Consider the following 19141-nt stretch of genomic DNA (forward strand, 5'->3'; position numbering starts at 1 on the left):
ATTAAAATTGTAATTAAAAGTATATTTAATTATTTCATAAAAATAATAGCGTAGTTAGTAATTTTTATTTTGCTAACTACGCTTATTAATTATATTACAGGATAGCTTTTAAGTATTGTAAGTTTTCCTTTTATTTCATATTGACCAAGTGTTGCTGGAATTAAATAACTATCTCCCATTTTTATCTTTTCTGAGAAGTTTTCACCATCTATTGTTCCATCTCCATCTACACAAGTAATCATGAAAAATCTTTCTTTGTCACTTTCTTCCTTTGCAGATTTTTCTATTATATATTTTTCTATTCCAAAGTATTCATTTTTACATAGTAAGCTCTTTTTATACCCATTAAACACTTTTTCTTCTCCATGAAGATTTTCACATTGAAGATCAAAGTTTGTAACATCTAGAGCTTTTTGTACATGTATTTCTCTTGGTCTTCCATAATCATATACTCTATAAGTTACATCACTATTTTGTTGTATTTCAGCTATTATAACACCTTCGCATATAGCATGTATTAATCCACTATTTATAAGGAAACAATCACCTTTTTTAACTTCTATCTTATTTAAGTATTTTTCTACTTCACCTGATTTTATTGCTACTTCAAACTCTTCCTTAGTACAATTCTTAGTTCCTACAATTAAGCATGCACCTGGCTTTGCATCCATTACATACCAAGCTTCTGTCTTACCATAATCTCCTTCATGCTTTGCTGCATATTCATCTCCTGGATGAACTTGAACTGAAAGCTTTTCCTTTGAATTTATTAATTTTATTAATAAAGGTAACTTTTCTAAGCTTACCTTAGTTCCAACTAATGCATGACCTTGACTTTTTATTAAATCATCAAATCTAGTTCCCTTAAATTCACCATTTTCTACTACTCCGATACCATTTGGATGACAAGCTATGTCCCATGACTCTCCTATTTGCCCTTCTGGTAAATTATCTCTAAAACTTTCTAAGTCTCTTCCACCCCATATTTTTTCATAATAAAGGTTTTCAAATCTAATTGGATACATTTTAATTCCTCCTATGCTACATATAGTTCAAAATATAAATATATTGTTATTACGCACTCTATGCTGTAAATTATACATAATTATAAATAAACTTCCTATTATAAATTTTCTATAAATACAGGCAAAATTTTAGATTTCTTTTATAATAAAATTCTCTATACATTCTGCAACTGATGAAACTAAATAATTTGCATGTTTTTTAAGTTCTTCTTCTACATGATGAAATGTAAAAGCATTATTTGTTACATTAAACATAGTAACATCATTCCATGAATCTCCTATTGTATATACCCTTGATTTCTCTATTCCAGTTCTCTTTGCCACACATTCTACTCCATGTCCCTTTGAGCATCCTACTGGAACAATATCTATATATACATCATTTCTATAAGCAATAACTTTACTTCCATATTTACTATTTATATTATTTTTTAAATCTTCAATATATTTTATACTCTTATCTGGTATATAAATTGATATTAGGCTTAAATCCTCTTCTATATTATCAACAGCTTTTACTCTTATTTTATTTGGATAGGGTAGATTATCCCAATCTGTTAATAAATAAGTTTTATAACCTGACTCTACTGAAATAGCCATACTATCTTCTTTATAATCATTTAGTATATCATTTATAGTTTTACTTTCTATTATTTCATGTTTAACCTTTTCCATTGCCTTATTTATTATTAATGCCCCATTTAAAAGAACATAATAGTCAGCTTCAATCTTATGATCATCCTTCAAAAAGGTTATACCATTATATGGTCTACCTGTTGAAACTACTAGTATATTATCATTTTGTAGTTTCTCCACAGCTTGTCTATTTTCACTACTAATATTATTATCCTTTAACAAAGTTCCATCTAAATCAGTTGCGAGTAACTTCCTCATATAACTCTCCTTAATTAAAGTTCAATTTTAAGTATATTTTCCTTAAATTGTTATATATAATACTATATCACTTTACTATACTTTAAGCCAGAAAATCGCTAAGACCTTCTGGCTTAAGGTTATTTTATATTATCTTGTTGTTTTTTCTATTAATAATTCTTCTATTACTTTTTTATCATTTGTCTTAAAAAGTTCTTCTTTAAAATCATCATCCATTAGACTTACTGCTAATATTTGAAGAATTTTAAGATGTTCATTTCCTTCACCTTCTGGAACTGCTATAAGAAATACCATGTTTACAGGTTCATCATCTAAGCTTTCCCATTCAATTCCTTTAGAGCTTTTTCCAACAACAACTGTAGGTGTTTTAACCCAAGCTGATTTTGCATGAGGTATAGCAACTCCATCACCTATTCCTGTAGTAGACATTGCTTCTCTTTTTTTAACATCTTCCACATAATTATCTACATCTAATAATCTTTCTTCAATTAGGCTTGCTAAGTGCTTTATTGTAGCGAACTTTTCTGTTGTTACTAAGTCTAAATCCATATACTTTACATCAAATAATTTATCGTTCATTCCAATTACCTCTTTTCAATTATTATCTATTTTTTCTTATATATTTTTATATTTATTATATAACTAATTTGCTTTTCTGTCTCTTTTAGCTTTTAAGTAGTTAACCATTAATGCAGTTACTATTGAACCTGCTACTATTGCTAATAAGAACATTAATACTCCATCAACTGCTCCCATTAAAGCAACTATTGGTCCACCGTGAGGAACTCTATCTGCAACCTTTGCAAACATAGCTATATTAGCTCCTACTATTGATCCTACTATTAATGATGGTATAACTCTTAGTGGATCTACTGAAGCAAATGGTATAGCTCCTTCTGTTATTCCACAAAGTCCCATTGCAAATGCTGCTTTACCTGCATCTAATTCATCTTGGCTATAATATTTCTTTCCTATAAATGTTGCAATTCCCATACCAATTGGTGGTATAGCTATTGCAGCTGCTATTGGTCCCATTATTTCTGGTCTTCCTTCTGTAATCATTGCAACACCAAATAAGAATGCAACTTTATTTACTGGACCACCCATATCAAATGCAACCATTGTTCCTAATATAGTTGCTAGTACTACAGAACTTGCTCCTGATAAGCTTGCTAAGAAGTTAGTTAACCCTTCAAATACTGAAGTTATTGGTCCACCTAATACTAATATAAATGCTAAGCCTGTTGCTAAAGTTGTTAAAATAGGAATTATAATAATTGGCATTATTGGTTTTATCATATCTGGTACTTTTATTGATTTTAAACCCTTAGCTATATAACCTGCTAAAAATCCTGTTACTATTCCACCTAAAAATCCTGCATTTGCTTCTGATCCATAGAAAGAACCATTTGCAGCTATGTATCCACCAATTAATCCTGGTACTAAACCTGGTCTATCAGCTATTGAAAATGCTATAAATCCTGAAAGTACTGGTACCATAAATGTAAATCCTGCTCCACCTATTTGTTCAATCTTCTTCCAGAATGAACCCTCTGGTATAGCAAGTCCCCCAGCAGTTGGCTCTCCACCAAAGGCTAATGCTAATGCTATTAATAACCCTGCAACTACTACAACTGGAATCATATAAGAAACTCCACCCATTAAGTGCTTATAGAATGCTGGTTGCTTTGACTTCATTTCTTTTTTTGCTTCAGAAACTGATTTCATTTTCTTAGCACCCTTCTTTTCAACTTTTCCATCTAAGAATTGTTGAATTAAAACGTCTGGTTCTTTAATTGCCTTACTTATAGGACATTCTATTATTGCCATTCCTTCAAATCTTTCTAGGCTTACAGCTTTATCTGCTGCTATTATTACCCCATCAGCTTCTCTTATATCTTCATCAGTAATTATATTTTCTGCTCCTGATGATCCTTGTGTTTCTACTTTTATTTCTACACCCATTTTTTTTGCCATCTTATTTAGCTTTTCAGCTGCAATATAAGTATGTGCTATTCCTACTGGACATGATGTTATTGCTAATAATTTCATTGAAGTTTCCTCCTTAAATAATTTAAAATTTATTAATAATTTTTATAAATTCACTAAAGTTATTACTTTTTATAATTTCAAGTACTATATCAATATCTATAATACTTTTATATAATCTTTCTAAATTGCTCTTCCATTGATGCTGATCCTTTTTTGCCATGCATATTAAAAGAACTACCTGAACATTTTCTTTATTCCATTGAATACCCTTCTTTAATATTGTTACTGCTATAAAGGATTCTTTAATATCCTCATGCATAGTATGTGGTATTGCTACTAAATTTCCTATTTCAGTACTTGCTAAAGCTTCCCTTTTAAAAATTTCATTTTGAATCTCTTTATTTATGTAGTTATTTGTCATTAGAAATTCTGTCATAAATTCTAATAACTCATATCTATCGTTAATATCTACATTTTTGAAAAATAAGTTCTTTTTAAACTTACTAATTAATGAATTTTCCTTTAAGCTAGTGCTATCTAACTTATCTTCAATTAAACTTACTTCATCTTTATCTAAAAGATTTTTAATATGTATTACTTTATTAGATTCTATATTTAATGGAACTGTTGTTATTATAAAATCTACATTTTCTAAAAAATCATCTTTAAATTCATACCATGGAATAGTATCTGATATAATAAGCCTTCCCTTAAACTTAGCTTCTAATTTTACTTTTAATAAAAGTGAAGTTCCAACTCCTGTTGTACAAACAATAATTGCTTTTTTTATAGTATTTTTATTTATCTCTTTTATTATTTCAAGAGATGCTGCAAAATGTAATGCTAAAAACCCTATATCGTTTTCACTTAAGGTAACATTTGCTTCCCTTCTAATTATTTCATTTGCTAAAACTCCAAGTTCGAAGGAAAATGGATATTTATTTTTAATTATTCCAAGCATATTATTTTCAATATTTATTTTATATTTTGCTCTATTTATGGAAGCCTTTAAATGTGTTCCTAAAAAGTCTATAAGTATCTTGTCCTCTGTAAGGTCAACATTAAACTTTTTATTTATTTCACTTAATATTTCTTTTGTTAACTTTTCATTATTCTCTTCTAAAATATGAACACTACATTTAATACTTTCTTTATCAGAAGCTATAAGACTACTTCCGATTATATATTTTGTTATATAGCATATCTCTTCTTCATTAAGGTTAATATTTATTACATTTTCTATATCTTCACAGATACTTTTAGCTATTTTCATTTTAGGTTCTTTATTAAATTCCTTTAAAATCTTACTACTATAGCTTACATTTTTACTATCAATACATCTTACTATCATAATAATTATTCTAGTAAACAAGTTTTGAAAAGCTATATCTGTTAATCTTAAGTTATATCTTGTAATATTTTCCTTAATAATTTCTTTTATAAGTGAATAATCTTCTAATTTAGTTTTTTCTATAAATAATTTTTTAAAATGATTATATAGAAATTTATTATTACTATATAAATTTTGATTTATAGAACTTCTTATACACTCTTCACTTCCTGAAATTTTTATTCCCTTATTACTACTTTTCTCTATTTTTATATTTTTTTCTTCTAAAGTAGCTTTTGATAACTTAATATCATTTTTTAAGGATGATAAGCTTACAAATAATTCATCTGCTAAATCTATTTGAGTAATTCCTTCTATATCTTCCATGTCATTTAGTAAAAGCTTCATTATAATATATTCTGCTCTACCTTCTGCTGTTAGATTAATGTTATTTTTTTTCTCATCCATTATATTTAAAAACTCATCAAAATTTTTACTATTATTAATCTTAAGGAAATATCCTTTTCCTTTTTCTGATATTATTACAGCACCTTGACTTTCTAAGATATAATTTAACTCCTTTACATCACTCCTTATAGTTCTAGATGAGACTCCAACTGTAGTACAAAGTTGCTCTCCTGTAACTACCTTATTGGTATCTAATAGTATTTTTAATATTTTTTCTAGCCTTAAATTAATTATCATTACTATCACCTTGACTTAATTATAAACTTTGTGAAAACCTATTCATAGTTATTTAATTTCCGCTATAAAAGGAAATATTCTGCGCTTTTTTTATTTAATTTATTCTTATTTTTTTAAAATAATTATAAAACTATCATACCAATTATATATATTTATTATGAAAAGTAAAATTAAAAAGTTATTTTTAGAATATTATACTAGGCATTAATTTTATAAAAAATCAAATACTAGTATTGTAAGGAGGGATTTTGATGACTAATAAACATAAAACTTATACACCAAGTGAACGTACTGGATATGCACCTAAAGCACACTCTCTTGAAAGTCTAGGGAGTAAAAATCAAGGTAGTACATCACTTCCAAATACAGTAACAGATGATATTGCAGTTAATAATATCGTTACAGCTGAATTTGACTATACAGAACATAATGATGTTGATAAAGATTTAAATGTAAATCCTTAATTAATATTCTTTATATTTTGTGTAATATATTTATTAATTAATCAATTTTTTCCGACGGACAGCATGTTTTATTATAAATCTAAACTCTTCAAGGGGAGTTTATAGAAAGGAGAGATTTTTATGTCTAAGAACAGTAACAATAAAAATAGAAAAAATAATGAAATAATTTTTTCCGCTGGTAAAGGGGTAGCTAATCCTATCACTTCTTATAACATATCTACCTCTTTTTATGAATACCCAGCTAAAGAACAAATTGCGAGGAAGAGTAAATCTAATAAATTTTTCTAATAAAAAAGTGGCCTAAGCCACTTTTTTTATTTTTGCCAACATTCGCCTTTACGCATCATTCTTTGGCCATTATTTCCTTGTCCTTGTCCTTGTCCTTGTCCTTGTCCTTGTCCTTGTCCTTGTCCTTGCCTATTGTAACATTCCCCTGATCCTGTTCCATCACAATTTTCTAAATTACAATTTCCTTTTCCTGTTCCATTGCAATTTTCTTTGTTGCGACCTTCACCATTACATAAGTAATTTGTATTTTCTTCCTGTGTAATTACATTATCTTCTGTTGGTCCTTCAGCTTCACTAGCAAAAGCAACCATTCCTGTTCCTATACTTAATGCTCCAATTAAAGTTAATGATAAAAGTAGTTTTTTCATTTTTCTTCCTCCTAAAAATATTCTATATTTTTTTGTTATTTATAGAATACTCTTAAGCTTTAATAGTATATTGATTAAATTGTGATGAAACTGTGAAAGTTTATTTTTTTATTATTAAATTTTGTGGGATTATAAAATAAAATTCTGAGCCATAATTTATTTTGCTTTCTACTCCTAAATCAAAGCCATGTGCTAATATTATCTCCTTAGAAATAGCTAGTCCTAAACCCATACCTCCACTTTTATCATCTTTATAATATCTATCCCAAATGTATTTTAATTTCTCTTCTTCTATTCCCTCTCCATAATCCTTAATTCCAACCTTTACTCCATTACTAATTTCTTTTATATATAATGTGATTTTATTATTATTTTTTGCATGTTTTTTAGCATTATTAAAAAGATTTTGTAGCACCCTAAATAAATAGTTTTCATCAATTTCAATATATAAATTTTCAATATTATCCACATTAATATCTAAATTATATTTAACTTCCTGTGGATTAATTGTTATATATTGATTTACTAATTTATAATAACTATTTTCTAAAAATTCATTTAATGAACTTAATTTCTTTTTTATTATTTTTTTATTATCTTTGATTTTTGATAATTCAAGTATTTCTCCAACTAATAAATTTAAAGAATCCACTTCATTTATTATATTTTTACTATACTCTTTTACTTCTTCTCCGCTTACTAGCCCATCATTTATTACCTCACCATTTGCTCTAATTATACTTAATGGTGTCTTTAAATCATGACTTACATTTGCAATAAACTCTCTTTGCATATTATCTTTTATTTCTAGTTCCTTAGCCATTTCACTTATGCTTTTTGATAAATCCTCAATTTCATCATTTGTATTTATAATATACTCACCTTTATAAATTCCCTTTGATATATTTTCTGCTCTACTTTTAAGAACAATTATTGGCTTAGCAAGTTTATTTCCCATATATATAGCTAATATTGTTGATATTAATAATGACATAATTAAAATAGTTATCATTATTATATTTACACTTTTTATAAGCTGCTTTGTTCCTGAATAGCTTTTATAAACAATTAAATCACCATATGAGGTACTTCTTTTATAACTTATATATGATTGACCATTTTTACTGTTAAATATATCTCTTTCCTTTAAATTCATAAGATCTGATGGATTTAACTGATTTACCCCCATCATACCTTGGCCCATCATCATTCCACCATGCCCCATCATTCTATTTGATGATGTAACCTTGTGAATATTTATAATCTCACCATTTTTTAATAATACAGCTGTTATATTTGCAAGTTCTAAATTATATCCCTTATCTAAAGATTCTAGGACGTAATTACTTGTGTTTTCTAAATCATTAAACTCATTATTATTATAAATATTAGGAAGTAAATAAGTAATTAATCCGAATCCAACAATAGATATTGCTAAGTTTATAATTACTAAATACTTTATTATTCTTTTAGTTATTTTTTTCATTGCTCTACTGTAAGACTATATCCTACCCTCCATACAGTTTTTAAATTTTCTTCAAAAAAATTAATTTTTTCTCTTAATTTTTTTACATGTGTATCTACAGTTCTTGTATCTCCATAAAAATCATATCCCCAAACCTGTACTATTAAATCTTCCCTTGTAAATACTCTATTTTTATTTTTAATAAAGAATTTCATTAAATCAAACTCCTTTGGAGTTAATATTACTTCTTTATTATCCTCAAATACTCTTCTATTATCTTCCTCTATTTTTAAGCTTCCATATTCACATAACTTTTCTTCTTTTATCTTTGAATTTAATCTAAGTTTTACTCTAAGTACCAATTCTCTCATACTTATTGGCTTAACCATATAATCGTCTGCCCCAAGTTCTAGTCCAAAAATTCTATCTTCCTCTTCACCTCTTGCACTTGTAATAATAACTTGAGTATCCTTGTTTAAGTCTTTTATCTTTTTAAGTAAAGACCACCCATCCTTATAAGGCATCATTATATCTAAAATTATTAAATCATATTTATTTTCACTTATTAAATTCTCTGCTATTTTCCCATCTTCAGCAGTATCTACATTATATCCCTCTTTAGTTAAATACATACCACTTATTTCTCTTAATTGCTTTTCATCTTCAACTATCAATATCCTCTTCATTTTTTCCTCCTTAGACCATATATTCTTAACTACTAATTATAAATATAACATTTTACATTTTCTTTTAATATATTTTCTATTTTAATCTCCATTTTTTTGAGTTATTCTATTCTTTATATAAATATAATATAATAATACTATTCAGTTAACAAATTTTAACAAGAGTTAATACTGTTTTAACTAAATTACTTTATAATTAAATTATTCAATTTAAGTAGGGGGATTATATGAAAACCAAACATTTAGTTGTAATATCCTTTGATGCTGTTTCATCTGAGGATATAAAAAAACTTAAAAATCTAGAAAACTTTAAGTATTTAATTAATAATGGAAGTCTTATAGAAAATGTAGAAAGTGTTTATCCAACTTTAACTTATCCTGCACATGCAACAATAGTAACTGGAAAATATCCAAAAAATCATGGAGTTGTTAATAATACACTTTTAAATCCATTTGATTCACATCCTAATTGGTATTGGTATAGAAAATATATAAAAGGAGATACACTGTATGATCTTGCAAAAAATGCTGGTTTAAGTACATGCTCTCTTCTTTGGCCTGTTACTGGTAGAAGCTCTATAGACTTTAATTTAACTGAAATTTTCCCAACAAAGTCATGGCATAACCAACTTATTATGTCTGCCTCTTCTGGATCTTTAAAATATCAATTAGAGCTTAATAAAAAATTTGGTCACTTAAGAAAAGGTATTTCTCAACCTTACTTAGATAATTTTGTTCAAGAATCTGTAAAATATACAATACTAAAATATAAACCTAATTTAATGCTAATTCACTTTACAGACGTTGATACTCATAGACATTATTGTGGATATGATAGTAAAGAAGCTAATGAAGCATTAGTTAGACATAATGAACGCTTAGGAGAAATAATATTAACTCTAAAAGAAGCTAATATATTTGAGGAAACTACAATAGTAGCTTTAGGTGATCATAGTGCCATTGAAGGTGATAAGATGATTAAGCTTAATGTACTATTTAATGATAATAATTTATTAGAAGTTGATTCTAATGGAAAGATAAAAAACTATAAAGCCTTTGCCAAAAGCTGTGATGGGTCTTCATATGTATATCTTAAAGATAAAAATGACTTAGACGTTAAAAATAAGGTATATGAACTAATATCAAGTTTAAATACAAAAGATACTACTCCAATAGAATTTATATTAGACTCAAATGAAGCTTCTTTAGCTGGTGCAGATGATACTTGTACATTTATGGTGGAAGCTAATAAGAATTACTACTTTATTGATGAAGCTTTTGGAGATGTAATTGAAACTGTAAATCCAGATCATGTTGGTAAACTTCCTCATAGAACAAAAGCAACTCATGGTTACTCTCCAACAAAAGATAATTATGGAACATTTTTTATAGCTTCAGGTCCAGGAATTAAAAAAGATGTTTTAATAAATAAAGGAAGGCTTATAAATCATGGTCCCACACTAGCAAAACTTTTAGGATTAACTTTAAAAGATACTGATGGAAAAGTTGAAGAGAGAATTTTAAACTTATAGCCCATAGGAGGTTTTTTATGAAAGGGTTAAGTAAAGAAGAAAAGAGCTGGGTCCTTTATGATTGGGCAAATTCTGCCTATTCAATGACAATTACTTCAACAATATTACCTATATACTTTAAAATGGTAGCTGAATCTGGGGGAATGTCTTCCTCTAATTCAACTGCATTATGGGGATATACTATTTCTCTTTCTACTATGCTTGTATCTCTTCTTGCACCTATACTTGGAACTATTGCAGATTATAAAGGCAATAAAAAGAAGTGCTTTAGATCTTTCTTTTCTCTTGGAGTTCTAGCAACATTAATGCTTGCTTTTGTTCCTACAAATAATCCAACTCTGCTCCTTATATGTTACGGCTTTACATTAGTTGGCTTTGCAGGTGCTAATATTTTCTATGATGCATTTTTAGTTGATGTAACATCAAAAGAAAGAATGGACAAAATTTCATCTTTAGGCTTTGGTATGGGATATATAGGAAGTACGATACCATTTATTATTTCAATAATTATTGTTCTTTTGGCACAAAAAGGAATTATTCCAATTACTATGCCAATAGCTTGTAAAATAACATTTCTTATTACAGCTCTTTGGTGGGGTACTTTTACTATTCCACTTTTAAAAAATGTCAATCAAATTCACTTTATTGAATCTGAACCAAGAGTTGTTGTAAACTCATTTAAAAGACTTAGTAAAACTATAAAAGAAATACGAAAACATAAAAATATATTTCTTTTTCTCCTTGCTTACTTTTTCTATATAGATGGAGTTGATACTATCATAGGTATGGCAACTTCATATGGTACTGACCTTGGAATTTCAATGGTTTCTTTGCTTGTAATATTACTTATTACACAATTTGTAGCATTTCCATTTACAATATTATATGGGAGACTTTCTGAAAGATTTGGAGGAAAAAAACTTCTTTTTGCAGGAATTATAACTTATATGGTAATTTGTACTTATGGATATTTTATTAAAACAGCTCTAGATTTTTGGATACTTGCTATGGCAGTAGGTTCTGCTCAAGGAGGAATACAAGCTATATCAAGATCTTATTATGCTAAAATGGTTCCAAAAGAAAATGCAAATGAATTCTTTGGATTTTACAATATCTTTGGAAAATTTGCTGCTATTATGGGTCCTTTCCTAGTTGGAATAATAACACAAGTTACCGGCGAAACAAAAAATGGAATTATTAGCTTAATATTATTATTTATAATTGGCTTTATTGTTCTTACTAAAGTAAAAGACGTCTCTTCAAATATAGATGTTACAATTAATAATAACTGTGAAAATTAGTTTGTTAAAATAAATATGTTTATTAAAATAAAAACAAGTCCTATTAGATTAATTTAAAATCAATCTAATAGGACTATTTTTCAATATTTTAAGCTACAATATCTGATTTTCTACCTTCTATTTTTTGTGCTATTCTTTCTCCTACATTCTTTAGAGCAACTGATATTCCTAAGAATACAACTAATGCTACTGCTAAGATTGCTATGTCTTTTCCTAATATGCTGTAGTTAATTACATCTGCTGAAATTACTTCTCTTAATGCTTCCACTGCATAAGTAAATGGCATAAATGGATTCATTGCCTTAAAGAAGTTTGGAACAATTTCTAATGGGAATGTTCCTGCACATGATGTAAGTTGAACAATTAGAAGTACTATACCTAAAAGTCTTCCTGCATCTCCTAGTAGTGAAATTAAACATTGAATTATTGCTACAAATACAAGTGATAAGAAAATATTTGTTAATACATATGCTGTAACACTCGTTGGTTTTAACCCAAGCATTAGTACTACTACACTAACAAGAACTGCTTGTAATACTCCTACGAAGGAATATGATAAATACTTTCCTACTACCTTATCAAATTTAGACATTTCTTTATCATCTTTTATTGTTGATGGTATTACAAAGAACATCATTATTGCACCAATCCATAATGATAATGGTATAAAGTAAGGAGCAAATCCTGTTCCATAGTTAGGAACCTTATTTACTGCATTAAATGCCATATCAACTGGTTCTGACACAAATTCACCCATAACTTCTGATGAATTTACAAGTCCATCTTTCATTTTGTCTGCGCCTTCAGTAAGCTTTTCATTTAATTCCTTTGTTCCATCAAATAACTTATTAGCTCCATCTTTTAACTCTGGAACCTTTGAATTTAATTCTCCAATTCCATTATTTAATTGGCCTTGTCCATTAAGTAATTTACTAGAACCATCTTTAGCTGATGATAATCCAGCTGCTAACTCATTTGAACCAGCTGCTAATTTACTTGAACCATCTACAAGTGCTTTAGATCCACTATAAAGTGCTGTTACTCCATTGCTTAATGCAGGTATATTTGAGTTTAACTCTCCTAAACCATTATTTAAATCTGTTGCACCTTCATTTAATTTAGTTAAACCTACACTTAATCCACTAGTATTTTGTTGTACAGCTTTTAATCCTGCTCCAAACTTTCCAGTATTAGGATCTAAACCAGCATAAAGCTTATCTAATCCACCACTTAATTGTTGAACTCCTGCTGATACATTTGAAACATTAGATATTAATTTTGCTGTTCCACCTGCAAACCCTTTAACTAAACCTGAATATTCTTGTGTTTTTGTATTTAATTGTGCTATTGAATTATTATAATTTATTAATCCTGCTTGAAGTTTTGCTATATCTCCTGAACCATCAGCCATATCTTTTTGCATTTTAGCTATTACTTGTAATGCTTGATTTATTGCAGCATTTTTCTCTTCCACTGTTCCTGAAGCTAAACCTTTGTCTAAAGCACCTTTCATAGCATTTACTGCTTTTCCTGAATCTGAAACAGACATAATTAACTTATTTGTTCCATCATTTATCGCTTGGTATCCATCTTTAGCAGCTCCAACTCCGGCTACTAATTTATCTGTTCCTGGACCTACTCTCTTAGCTCCATCACTTAATAATGCAATTTCTTCTTGACCTTCAGCAAGTTTACTATTTAAAGTATTTGCTCCAGCCTTTAATGCTCCAACTGATGGATATACTTCTGTTAAATAACCTTGGTAAAGCTTGTTAGTTCCATCTGCTAATAATTTTGATCCATTATTAGCTGTTCCTAATCCATCTTTTAGTAATCCTGATCCACCATAAAGTTTATTTACTCCATTACTTAATGTAGGAACTTTTCCATATACTTGTGAAAGACCTGAGTTTAATTGGTTTACTCCACCATTTAAAGTGCCAAGACCTCCTGCAAGTTCATTTGCTCCATTACTTAGTTTATTTATTCCATTGTTTAAATCACCTTGTCCACTTAATAAAGCATTAGAACCATCATCTAATTTCTTTACTCCATCAACTAATTCTGGAACTTTGTCATTTAAAGTTGTTACTCCATCATGTAACTGCTTGCTACCATCTGCAGCTTTTGTTATACCATCTTTTGCATCATAAAGATTATCAAAGGTTACCTTAACATAGTTTTCTGTAATTTTTTTAACTACGCTTGCTTTTAACTCTGCTTCAACCTTTGAGTTTATTTGAGCTGCTAAGAAGTTTCTTTTATCATTAGTAACAAAATCTATATTTGCTACTTCTGGAGCCCCTTCTTTAGCTGAAATAATATTTTCTGAAAAGTCTTTTGGAATTACTACTTTTGCATAATAATCTTTTCCTTCTAGACCACTATCAGCATCTTCTTTATTGGTTATTTTCCAACCAACTTGAGTATTATTTCTCAGCTCGTCCTCTATATCTTTTCCATAGTTCACCTTGTCCCCATCCATTGTAGCTCCCTTATCTAGGTTTACTACAGCAACAGGAACATCTTCTATTTTGGCATAAGGATCCCAAAAGGCATATAAGTATAATAGTGAATACAATAATGGCACTATGATAATTGCTATAATTGATACTCTTATGAACCTATTTTTAAATATGCTCTTAATGTCCTCCCCTGCAATCTTTAGAAAATTCATCTGATCACCTTCTGTTAAAATTCTTGTACTGGTTAGTCAGTACAGTATATGTTATTTATACTACTTTTGTACTAGCTAGTCAATATAGTTTTTGAAAAATTTTTTTTATTTTTTTCTGTAAACATTTAATAGCCCTAAACCGAATTTTATTCAGCTTAGGGCTATTAAAAATTATTATTTACATATTATTAATTTTAATCGTTATCAAATTAACTTAGTTATTTGCTTTAGTGCTCATTTGGAATTTTCTCTATTTTTCTACAACATTTATTCCATGATTAAGGTATTTCATAAACTTTTCTAAAACCTCTTCGTGATTATATTCATCTTCATTTAATATTTCATATAATGCTGATGATACTAAAATCCCAATTAATCCATAGCTTAATAGTTTAGGGTCGTCATTTTCTATAAACCCACCATCTATAACGGCTTTAAACTTTTCTGAACTTTGATCAATTAAAGATTTTATTTCTTTTCTTAAGAAATTATTTCTCTCTTCTGTTCCCCATAATTGGCTCATAATCACCTTAAATAAGTCTTTATTTTCATATACGTATTTAAGCTGAACTTTAGCTGAAATTTTTATTATTTCATATGGATTTTGTATATTTTCTGTTGCTTTACTTACTTCTTCATTAATTAAGTTTATTCCTTCTTTTATTATAAATAAGAATAACTCCTCTTTACTTTTAAAATGATAATATAAGCTTCCCTTTGCAACACCAGCACGTTCCACCACTTCATCCATGGTAGCACCCGTATATCCATAGCTAGAAAAAACTTTAATAGCTGATTCAAAAATAGCCTTTTTCGTTTTGTTCACTATAACCTCCACCTTTTCTGACTAATCAGTCTAAATATGATTTAATTATATCACTTGAGATTTTAATTTCAATACCCTTATTTCTCTATGATATTTTCTCTCTAAAAAATATATCCTTTTAGGTATTTTCCTATTAAGTTTTATAAAAATCAACATATATAAATAAAGTTAATAGATTATTTAAAATTTAAATACAAAAAAGGCATGAATTTTATATTTTATTTTAAATTCATACCTTTTTTATATTAAGCTTTTATTTTTTTCTTATTAAGAAATATCCTAAAGCTAGACTCGCAACTCCCAATATTACTATTCCTGTTGATCCTAAAACAGCCCCTGTATAAGGTATCTCTTTGGTTATTTTGTTTTTTTCATTATCTTTATTACAAGATTCATTTTTAGAAATATTTTTATTGTTTTCTTTTTTAGGATTATCTTTGTCTGATTTATTTATTTGGTTTTCTTTATTTATATTATTTTTATTGCTATCTTTTTCTGGATTATTTTTATTATCATCTTTATTTGTATTATTCTGGATTGGATTCTCTTCTTTAATTGTATTTGTAAGTGTAATGTTATAATCTTTAACTTCTCCTTGTTCTATAGTTATATATTTAGATTCTGATTCTTTTATATATCCATTTGGTGCTTCTATTTCTTCTATTTTATACTTACCTGGAACTAACATTATTTTAGCTAATCCATCTTTATCTGTTATTAAATGTTCAATAAAGTTACTATTAACATCTTTTATAATGAATTTTGCACCTTCTAAAACCTTATTTTTATAAACTGAATCTACTTTTTTAATAGTTACTTCGTACTTATCTTTTCTATTTTCAAAAACTAACTCAACAGCCTTATCTTGCTTTTCTTTTATAATGAATATTTGTGGCTTAATTGACTTAATATATCCATCTGGTGCTTTTATTTCTAAAGCATTATAAATACCTGGTCTTAATTCTACTGTAGCAATTCCATTTTCATCTGTTACAACTGTTGTTATATTATTTCCAAGAAGATCTGTAATTTCAAATTCAGCTCCTATAAGTTTCCTTACATCATCAGCATCTTTCTTTATTATTGTAACCTTACCTTTTATAGGCATATTATTAATAACAATTTCTATTGCTTTAGTTTCACCACTTTTTACCTCTATATTTTTAACTTCATTTAACTTTAAATATCCCTTTGGAGCAGTAATTTCTGAAAGCTTATAGTTTCCTGGCACTAAATTTATTGTACCTATACCATCTTTCCCTATTGTAATTGGTCCAAAAGTTTCACCTTTTTCATTTGTAATTTCAAAGGTTGCTCCCTTCAATATTCTGTTGCTATCTTCTGAATCGACGTTTTTAATTATAACTTCATATCGCTTTTTTCTATTTCCTATATTCCCTATATCTAAAACACTTCCCAAATCATCATCATTTATTGTAAAACTAATTTTATTATTATTAATAACATATCCATTCGGTGCTTGTATTTCTTGAAGATAATATTTATCATCATCCTCTAAAGATGAAGTAATTATGCCATTTGCATCACTAGTTAAAACTTTTATTTCTTCTCCATCCTCATCTTGCAAACTAAATTTAGCTCCTTGTAAAAAGGAATTGTTATTATCTGAGTCCACCTTTTTTGCTTTAAAAGCATATCCTTTTTTAGTTGTTACCTTATTAGTTGTTGTACCATTTATAGCTGCTGCATTTTCTATAGTTGTTCCATCTGGGACATTTGTAAAATCAGTTAATATATTTACAAAAACTTTTTCATTATATTCTAAATCATTATTATTTGTAACTATAACTGAATTATTTTCTTTGTCTATTTTATAGGTGAAATTTTTTGAAACCTCTACATTTTCTATTTTCACATTTTTATCTAGTACATCTGTTAACTTAATATATCCTTTTTGAAAATATCCATAACAACTAATATCTATAGAATATTTAACTTTTTGACTATCACCTTTTTTTATTGCTTTAGTATCAACTTTTTTTATTGCATTTATAGCACCTGAGTTCACTTCATATCTTACAACATCTTCTATTGATGTGCTTGTAGAATCATAATTTAATTTAGCTATATTAGTATAAGTCATTCTTCTATCTGTAACCTTAGTAGTATAATAAACAACATATTTTTTATTGCTATCTCCAAATTTTATAGAGACTTTATTTGCTTCTAAATTGTATTTATATTTATCTGTTACCCAATTAAACTTTCCTGCTATATCATATTCACCGATTTTAATACCTTCTTCTTTTAAAAGCTCCATTCCCTCTGGAATATTATCTTCAAGTGAAATATCTGTAAGATCTTTATTATTAAGATTTATATATAAACTGTAATTAACCTTTTCTCCTATTCCTTGAACAAAACGAGTTTCATAATCGCTATGTTTTTTAATAATAGTATCATCTTCTTTAACCCTTACAATAGTTTTACTTTCAATATTTTCTCCATTATCATCTGTTAATTTAGCTGTATTTATATATTCCTTCTTATTAGCTACAATTTTCATAGAATATTCTAAATTATAAATAGAGTTTGTATCGGTTAAAACTAGTTTTAATTCATTTTTATTTAAAGTTATATTTTCTCTCAATTTTTCTGTTGCATCTATCTTATCACCATTAGCTAGTATTTCTGTTATCTTCACAGAATCAGTTATTAATTCTGTTCCATCTGGCATATTATCAACTACTGTAACATTATTTAAATTTGAACGTTTTTCATTTATATATATTACCTGCGTAATAGGCTTTCCTTGAAGTGGTGGTACAATTTTTGCTGAAGGTCCACTTCCCTCATAAGAATAAGAGCTTACTATGCTCTTTAATAACATTCTATCTATAGTTGGATTGTCTGGCGGAGTTGGATTAACCTTTATATTTATAGATTGTATAACTCCATTTATTTGTGCAGTTACTTTATCTACTTTAGTTTCTTTCACATTTGATGCTACGGCTTTAATTTTTATATATCCACCAATTGCAGTTTCAGCTCCCTTTCCAAAAGTTGCTTTAATAGTTGTTCCATCTACTTTTACAGAACTAAAATGTTCTAATGGATAGGTAGGCCTTATGTCCGTAAATACATCTGGTAATTTAACTTCTAAAATATCCCCCTCTTTTATTGCCCCTGGCCCATTTTTTAGTTTATACTCAACAAAAAATTCAACCTCTTCTCCATTTTGAATTACTTTTTTAGTTGTTGTTAAACTTAATACTATATTGCTTTCATCAGCTAAAACACCTCTAGGTGGGTATAATAATCCAAAAATTAAACTTATAACAACAATTAAGGATGTAAAAGAAAATCTTTTAAGCCTATTTCTTCTTCCTTTATTCAAAGCATCATACCTCCTATTAAATATAAAAATTTATACTTACTAGTATGACTATATGGTACAATTATTTATTTTGTTACTTTCTTCTTTTATCATTAAATAATATATATATTCTTTTTAACTTATTTTATTATTTATATTCATAAAACAAACATAATTTATTCATAATTTGTTAATAATTATATAAAAAAAAGGGATGATTATTATATTCTAATTCATACCTTTTAAAAAAA

15 protein-coding genes are annotated in these 19141 nt (G+C 27.7%); 4 read left to right on the forward strand and 11 right to left on the reverse strand.

The genetic code is table 11. The annotated features are described in order from the left end of the window. Positions 1-89: 89 nt before the first annotated feature. From ACYQ1T_RS03905 to ACYQ1T_RS03925, 5 genes are all read right to left on the reverse strand, one after another. Complete coding sequence (locus tag ACYQ1T_RS03905; protein WP_459832031.1) at positions 90-1025, reverse strand: type I phosphomannose isomerase catalytic subunit; 936 nt, start codon at positions 1023-1025, stop codon at positions 90-92. Positions 1026-1154: 129 nt separating this feature from the next. After that, complete coding sequence (locus tag ACYQ1T_RS03910) at positions 1155-1919, reverse strand: HAD-IIB family hydrolase (RefSeq protein ID WP_459832034.1); 765 nt, start codon at positions 1917-1919, stop codon at positions 1155-1157. A gap of 129 nt (positions 1920-2048) precedes the next feature. Next, positions 2049-2498, reverse strand: coding sequence for a PTS sugar transporter subunit IIA (locus ACYQ1T_RS03915; protein ID WP_459832037.1), 450 nt, complete (start codon positions 2496-2498; stop codon positions 2049-2051). Positions 2499-2561: 63 nt separating this feature from the next. Next, positions 2562-3971 (reverse strand): PTS fructose transporter subunit IIC, encoded by a 1410-nt coding sequence (locus tag ACYQ1T_RS03920; RefSeq protein WP_459832040.1) that lies wholly within the window; start codon positions 3969-3971, stop codon positions 2562-2564. Between the two features lie 22 nt (positions 3972-3993). After that, on the reverse strand, positions 3994-5946 hold the full coding sequence (locus tag ACYQ1T_RS03925) for a BglG family transcription antiterminator (protein ID WP_459832042.1): 1953 nt from the start codon (positions 5944-5946) through the stop codon (positions 3994-3996). A 251-nt stretch (positions 5947-6197) separates the two neighbouring features. On the opposite strand from ACYQ1T_RS03925, the gene ACYQ1T_RS03930 reads away from it, so the two are divergent. Continuing rightward, complete coding sequence (locus ACYQ1T_RS03930; RefSeq protein WP_459832044.1) at positions 6198-6410, forward strand: hypothetical protein; 213 nt, start codon at positions 6198-6200, stop codon at positions 6408-6410. Positions 6411-6530: 120 nt separating this feature from the next. Continuing rightward, positions 6531-6698, forward strand: coding sequence for a hypothetical protein (locus ACYQ1T_RS03935; RefSeq protein WP_459832047.1), 168 nt, complete (start codon positions 6531-6533; stop codon positions 6696-6698). 26 nt (positions 6699-6724) lie between these two features. Here ACYQ1T_RS03935 and ACYQ1T_RS03940 read toward each other — a convergent pair whose 3' ends face one another. The 3 genes from ACYQ1T_RS03940 to ACYQ1T_RS03950 all read right to left on the reverse strand — a co-directional run bounded on the left by ACYQ1T_RS03940 (position 6725) and on the right by ACYQ1T_RS03950 (position 9217). After that, complete coding sequence (locus ACYQ1T_RS03940) at positions 6725-7066, reverse strand: hypothetical protein (RefSeq protein WP_459832049.1); 342 nt, start codon at positions 7064-7066, stop codon at positions 6725-6727. Between the two features lie 100 nt (positions 7067-7166). Then, positions 7167-8552, reverse strand: a complete 1386-nt coding sequence (locus ACYQ1T_RS03945; RefSeq protein WP_459832051.1) for a HAMP domain-containing sensor histidine kinase — start codon at positions 8550-8552, stop codon at positions 7167-7169. Beyond that, on the reverse strand, positions 8549-9217 hold the full coding sequence (locus ACYQ1T_RS03950) for a response regulator transcription factor (RefSeq protein ID WP_459832053.1): 669 nt from the start codon (positions 9215-9217) through the stop codon (positions 8549-8551). Before ACYQ1T_RS03950 ends, ACYQ1T_RS03945 begins: the two co-directional genes overlap by 4 nt. Positions 9218-9444: 227 nt before the next feature. Between ACYQ1T_RS03950 and ACYQ1T_RS03955 the strand changes: the two genes are divergently transcribed. Next, positions 9445-10749, forward strand: coding sequence for an alkaline phosphatase family protein (locus tag ACYQ1T_RS03955; RefSeq protein WP_459832056.1), 1305 nt, complete (start codon positions 9445-9447; stop codon positions 10747-10749). A 17-nt stretch (positions 10750-10766) separates the two neighbouring features. Continuing rightward, the gene (locus ACYQ1T_RS03960; protein ID WP_459832058.1) at positions 10767-12050 is read left to right on the forward strand and encodes an MFS transporter; all 1284 of its coding nucleotides are present in this window, start codon (positions 10767-10769) and stop codon (positions 12048-12050) included. 88 nt (positions 12051-12138) lie between these two features. On the opposite strand, the gene ACYQ1T_RS03965 is transcribed toward ACYQ1T_RS03960, so the two are convergent. From ACYQ1T_RS03965 to ACYQ1T_RS03975, 3 genes are all read right to left on the reverse strand, one after another. Beyond that, a complete protein-coding gene (locus tag ACYQ1T_RS03965) occupies positions 12139-14727 on the reverse strand; it encodes a YhgE/Pip family protein (RefSeq protein WP_459832060.1) in 2589 nt (862 codons plus the stop codon). Positions 14728-14977: 250 nt separating this feature from the next. Beyond that, positions 14978-15553 carry a TetR/AcrR family transcriptional regulator gene (locus ACYQ1T_RS03970; protein ID WP_459832062.1) on the reverse strand — a complete coding sequence of 192 codons (576 nt, stop codon included), beginning with the start codon at positions 15551-15553 and terminating at the stop codon, positions 14978-14980. Positions 15554-15806: 253 nt separating this feature from the next. Next, positions 15807-18911, reverse strand: coding sequence for an MSCRAMM family protein (locus ACYQ1T_RS03975; RefSeq protein WP_459832064.1), 3105 nt, complete (start codon positions 18909-18911; stop codon positions 15807-15809). Positions 18912-19141: the final 230 nt, after the last annotated feature.

The sequence above is a fragment of the Clostridium carnis genome, assembly GCF_054657435.1.

Excerpts from the sequence above, each read along its gene's own strand:
- ACYQ1T_RS03925 (WP_459832042.1), bottom strand. The coding sequence starts at position 5,946 with ATGATAATTAATTTAAGGCTAGAAAAAATATTAAAAATACTATTAGAT.
- ACYQ1T_RS03915 (WP_459832037.1), bottom strand. The coding sequence starts at position 2,498 with ATGAACGATAAATTATTTGATGTAAAGTATATGGATTTAGACTTAGTA.
- ACYQ1T_RS03905 (WP_459832031.1), bottom strand. The coding sequence starts at position 1,025 with ATGTATCCAATTAGATTTGAAAACCTTTATTATGAAAAAATATGGGGT.
- ACYQ1T_RS03955 (WP_459832056.1), top strand. The coding sequence starts at position 9,445 with ATGAAAACCAAACATTTAGTTGTAATATCCTTTGATGCTGTTTCATCT.
- ACYQ1T_RS03930 (WP_459832044.1), top strand. The coding sequence starts at position 6,198 with ATGACTAATAAACATAAAACTTATACACCAAGTGAACGTACTGGATAT.
- ACYQ1T_RS03910 (WP_459832034.1), bottom strand. The coding sequence starts at position 1,919 with ATGAGGAAGTTACTCGCAACTGATTTAGATGGAACTTTGTTAAAGGAT.
- ACYQ1T_RS03965 (WP_459832060.1), bottom strand. The coding sequence starts at position 14,727 with ATGAATTTTCTAAAGATTGCAGGGGAGGACATTAAGAGCATATTTAAA.
- ACYQ1T_RS03920 (WP_459832040.1), bottom strand. The coding sequence starts at position 3,971 with ATGAAATTATTAGCAATAACATCATGTCCAGTAGGAATAGCACATACT.
- ACYQ1T_RS03950 (WP_459832053.1), bottom strand. The coding sequence starts at position 9,217 with ATGAAGAGGATATTGATAGTTGAAGATGAAAAGCAATTAAGAGAAATA.
- ACYQ1T_RS03935 (WP_459832047.1), top strand. The coding sequence starts at position 6,531 with ATGTCTAAGAACAGTAACAATAAAAATAGAAAAAATAATGAAATAATT.
- ACYQ1T_RS03945 (WP_459832051.1), bottom strand. The coding sequence starts at position 8,552 with ATGAAAAAAATAACTAAAAGAATAATAAAGTATTTAGTAATTATAAAC.
- ACYQ1T_RS03940 (WP_459832049.1), bottom strand. The coding sequence starts at position 7,066 with ATGAAAAAACTACTTTTATCATTAACTTTAATTGGAGCATTAAGTATA.
- ACYQ1T_RS03960 (WP_459832058.1), top strand. The coding sequence starts at position 10,767 with ATGAAAGGGTTAAGTAAAGAAGAAAAGAGCTGGGTCCTTTATGATTGG.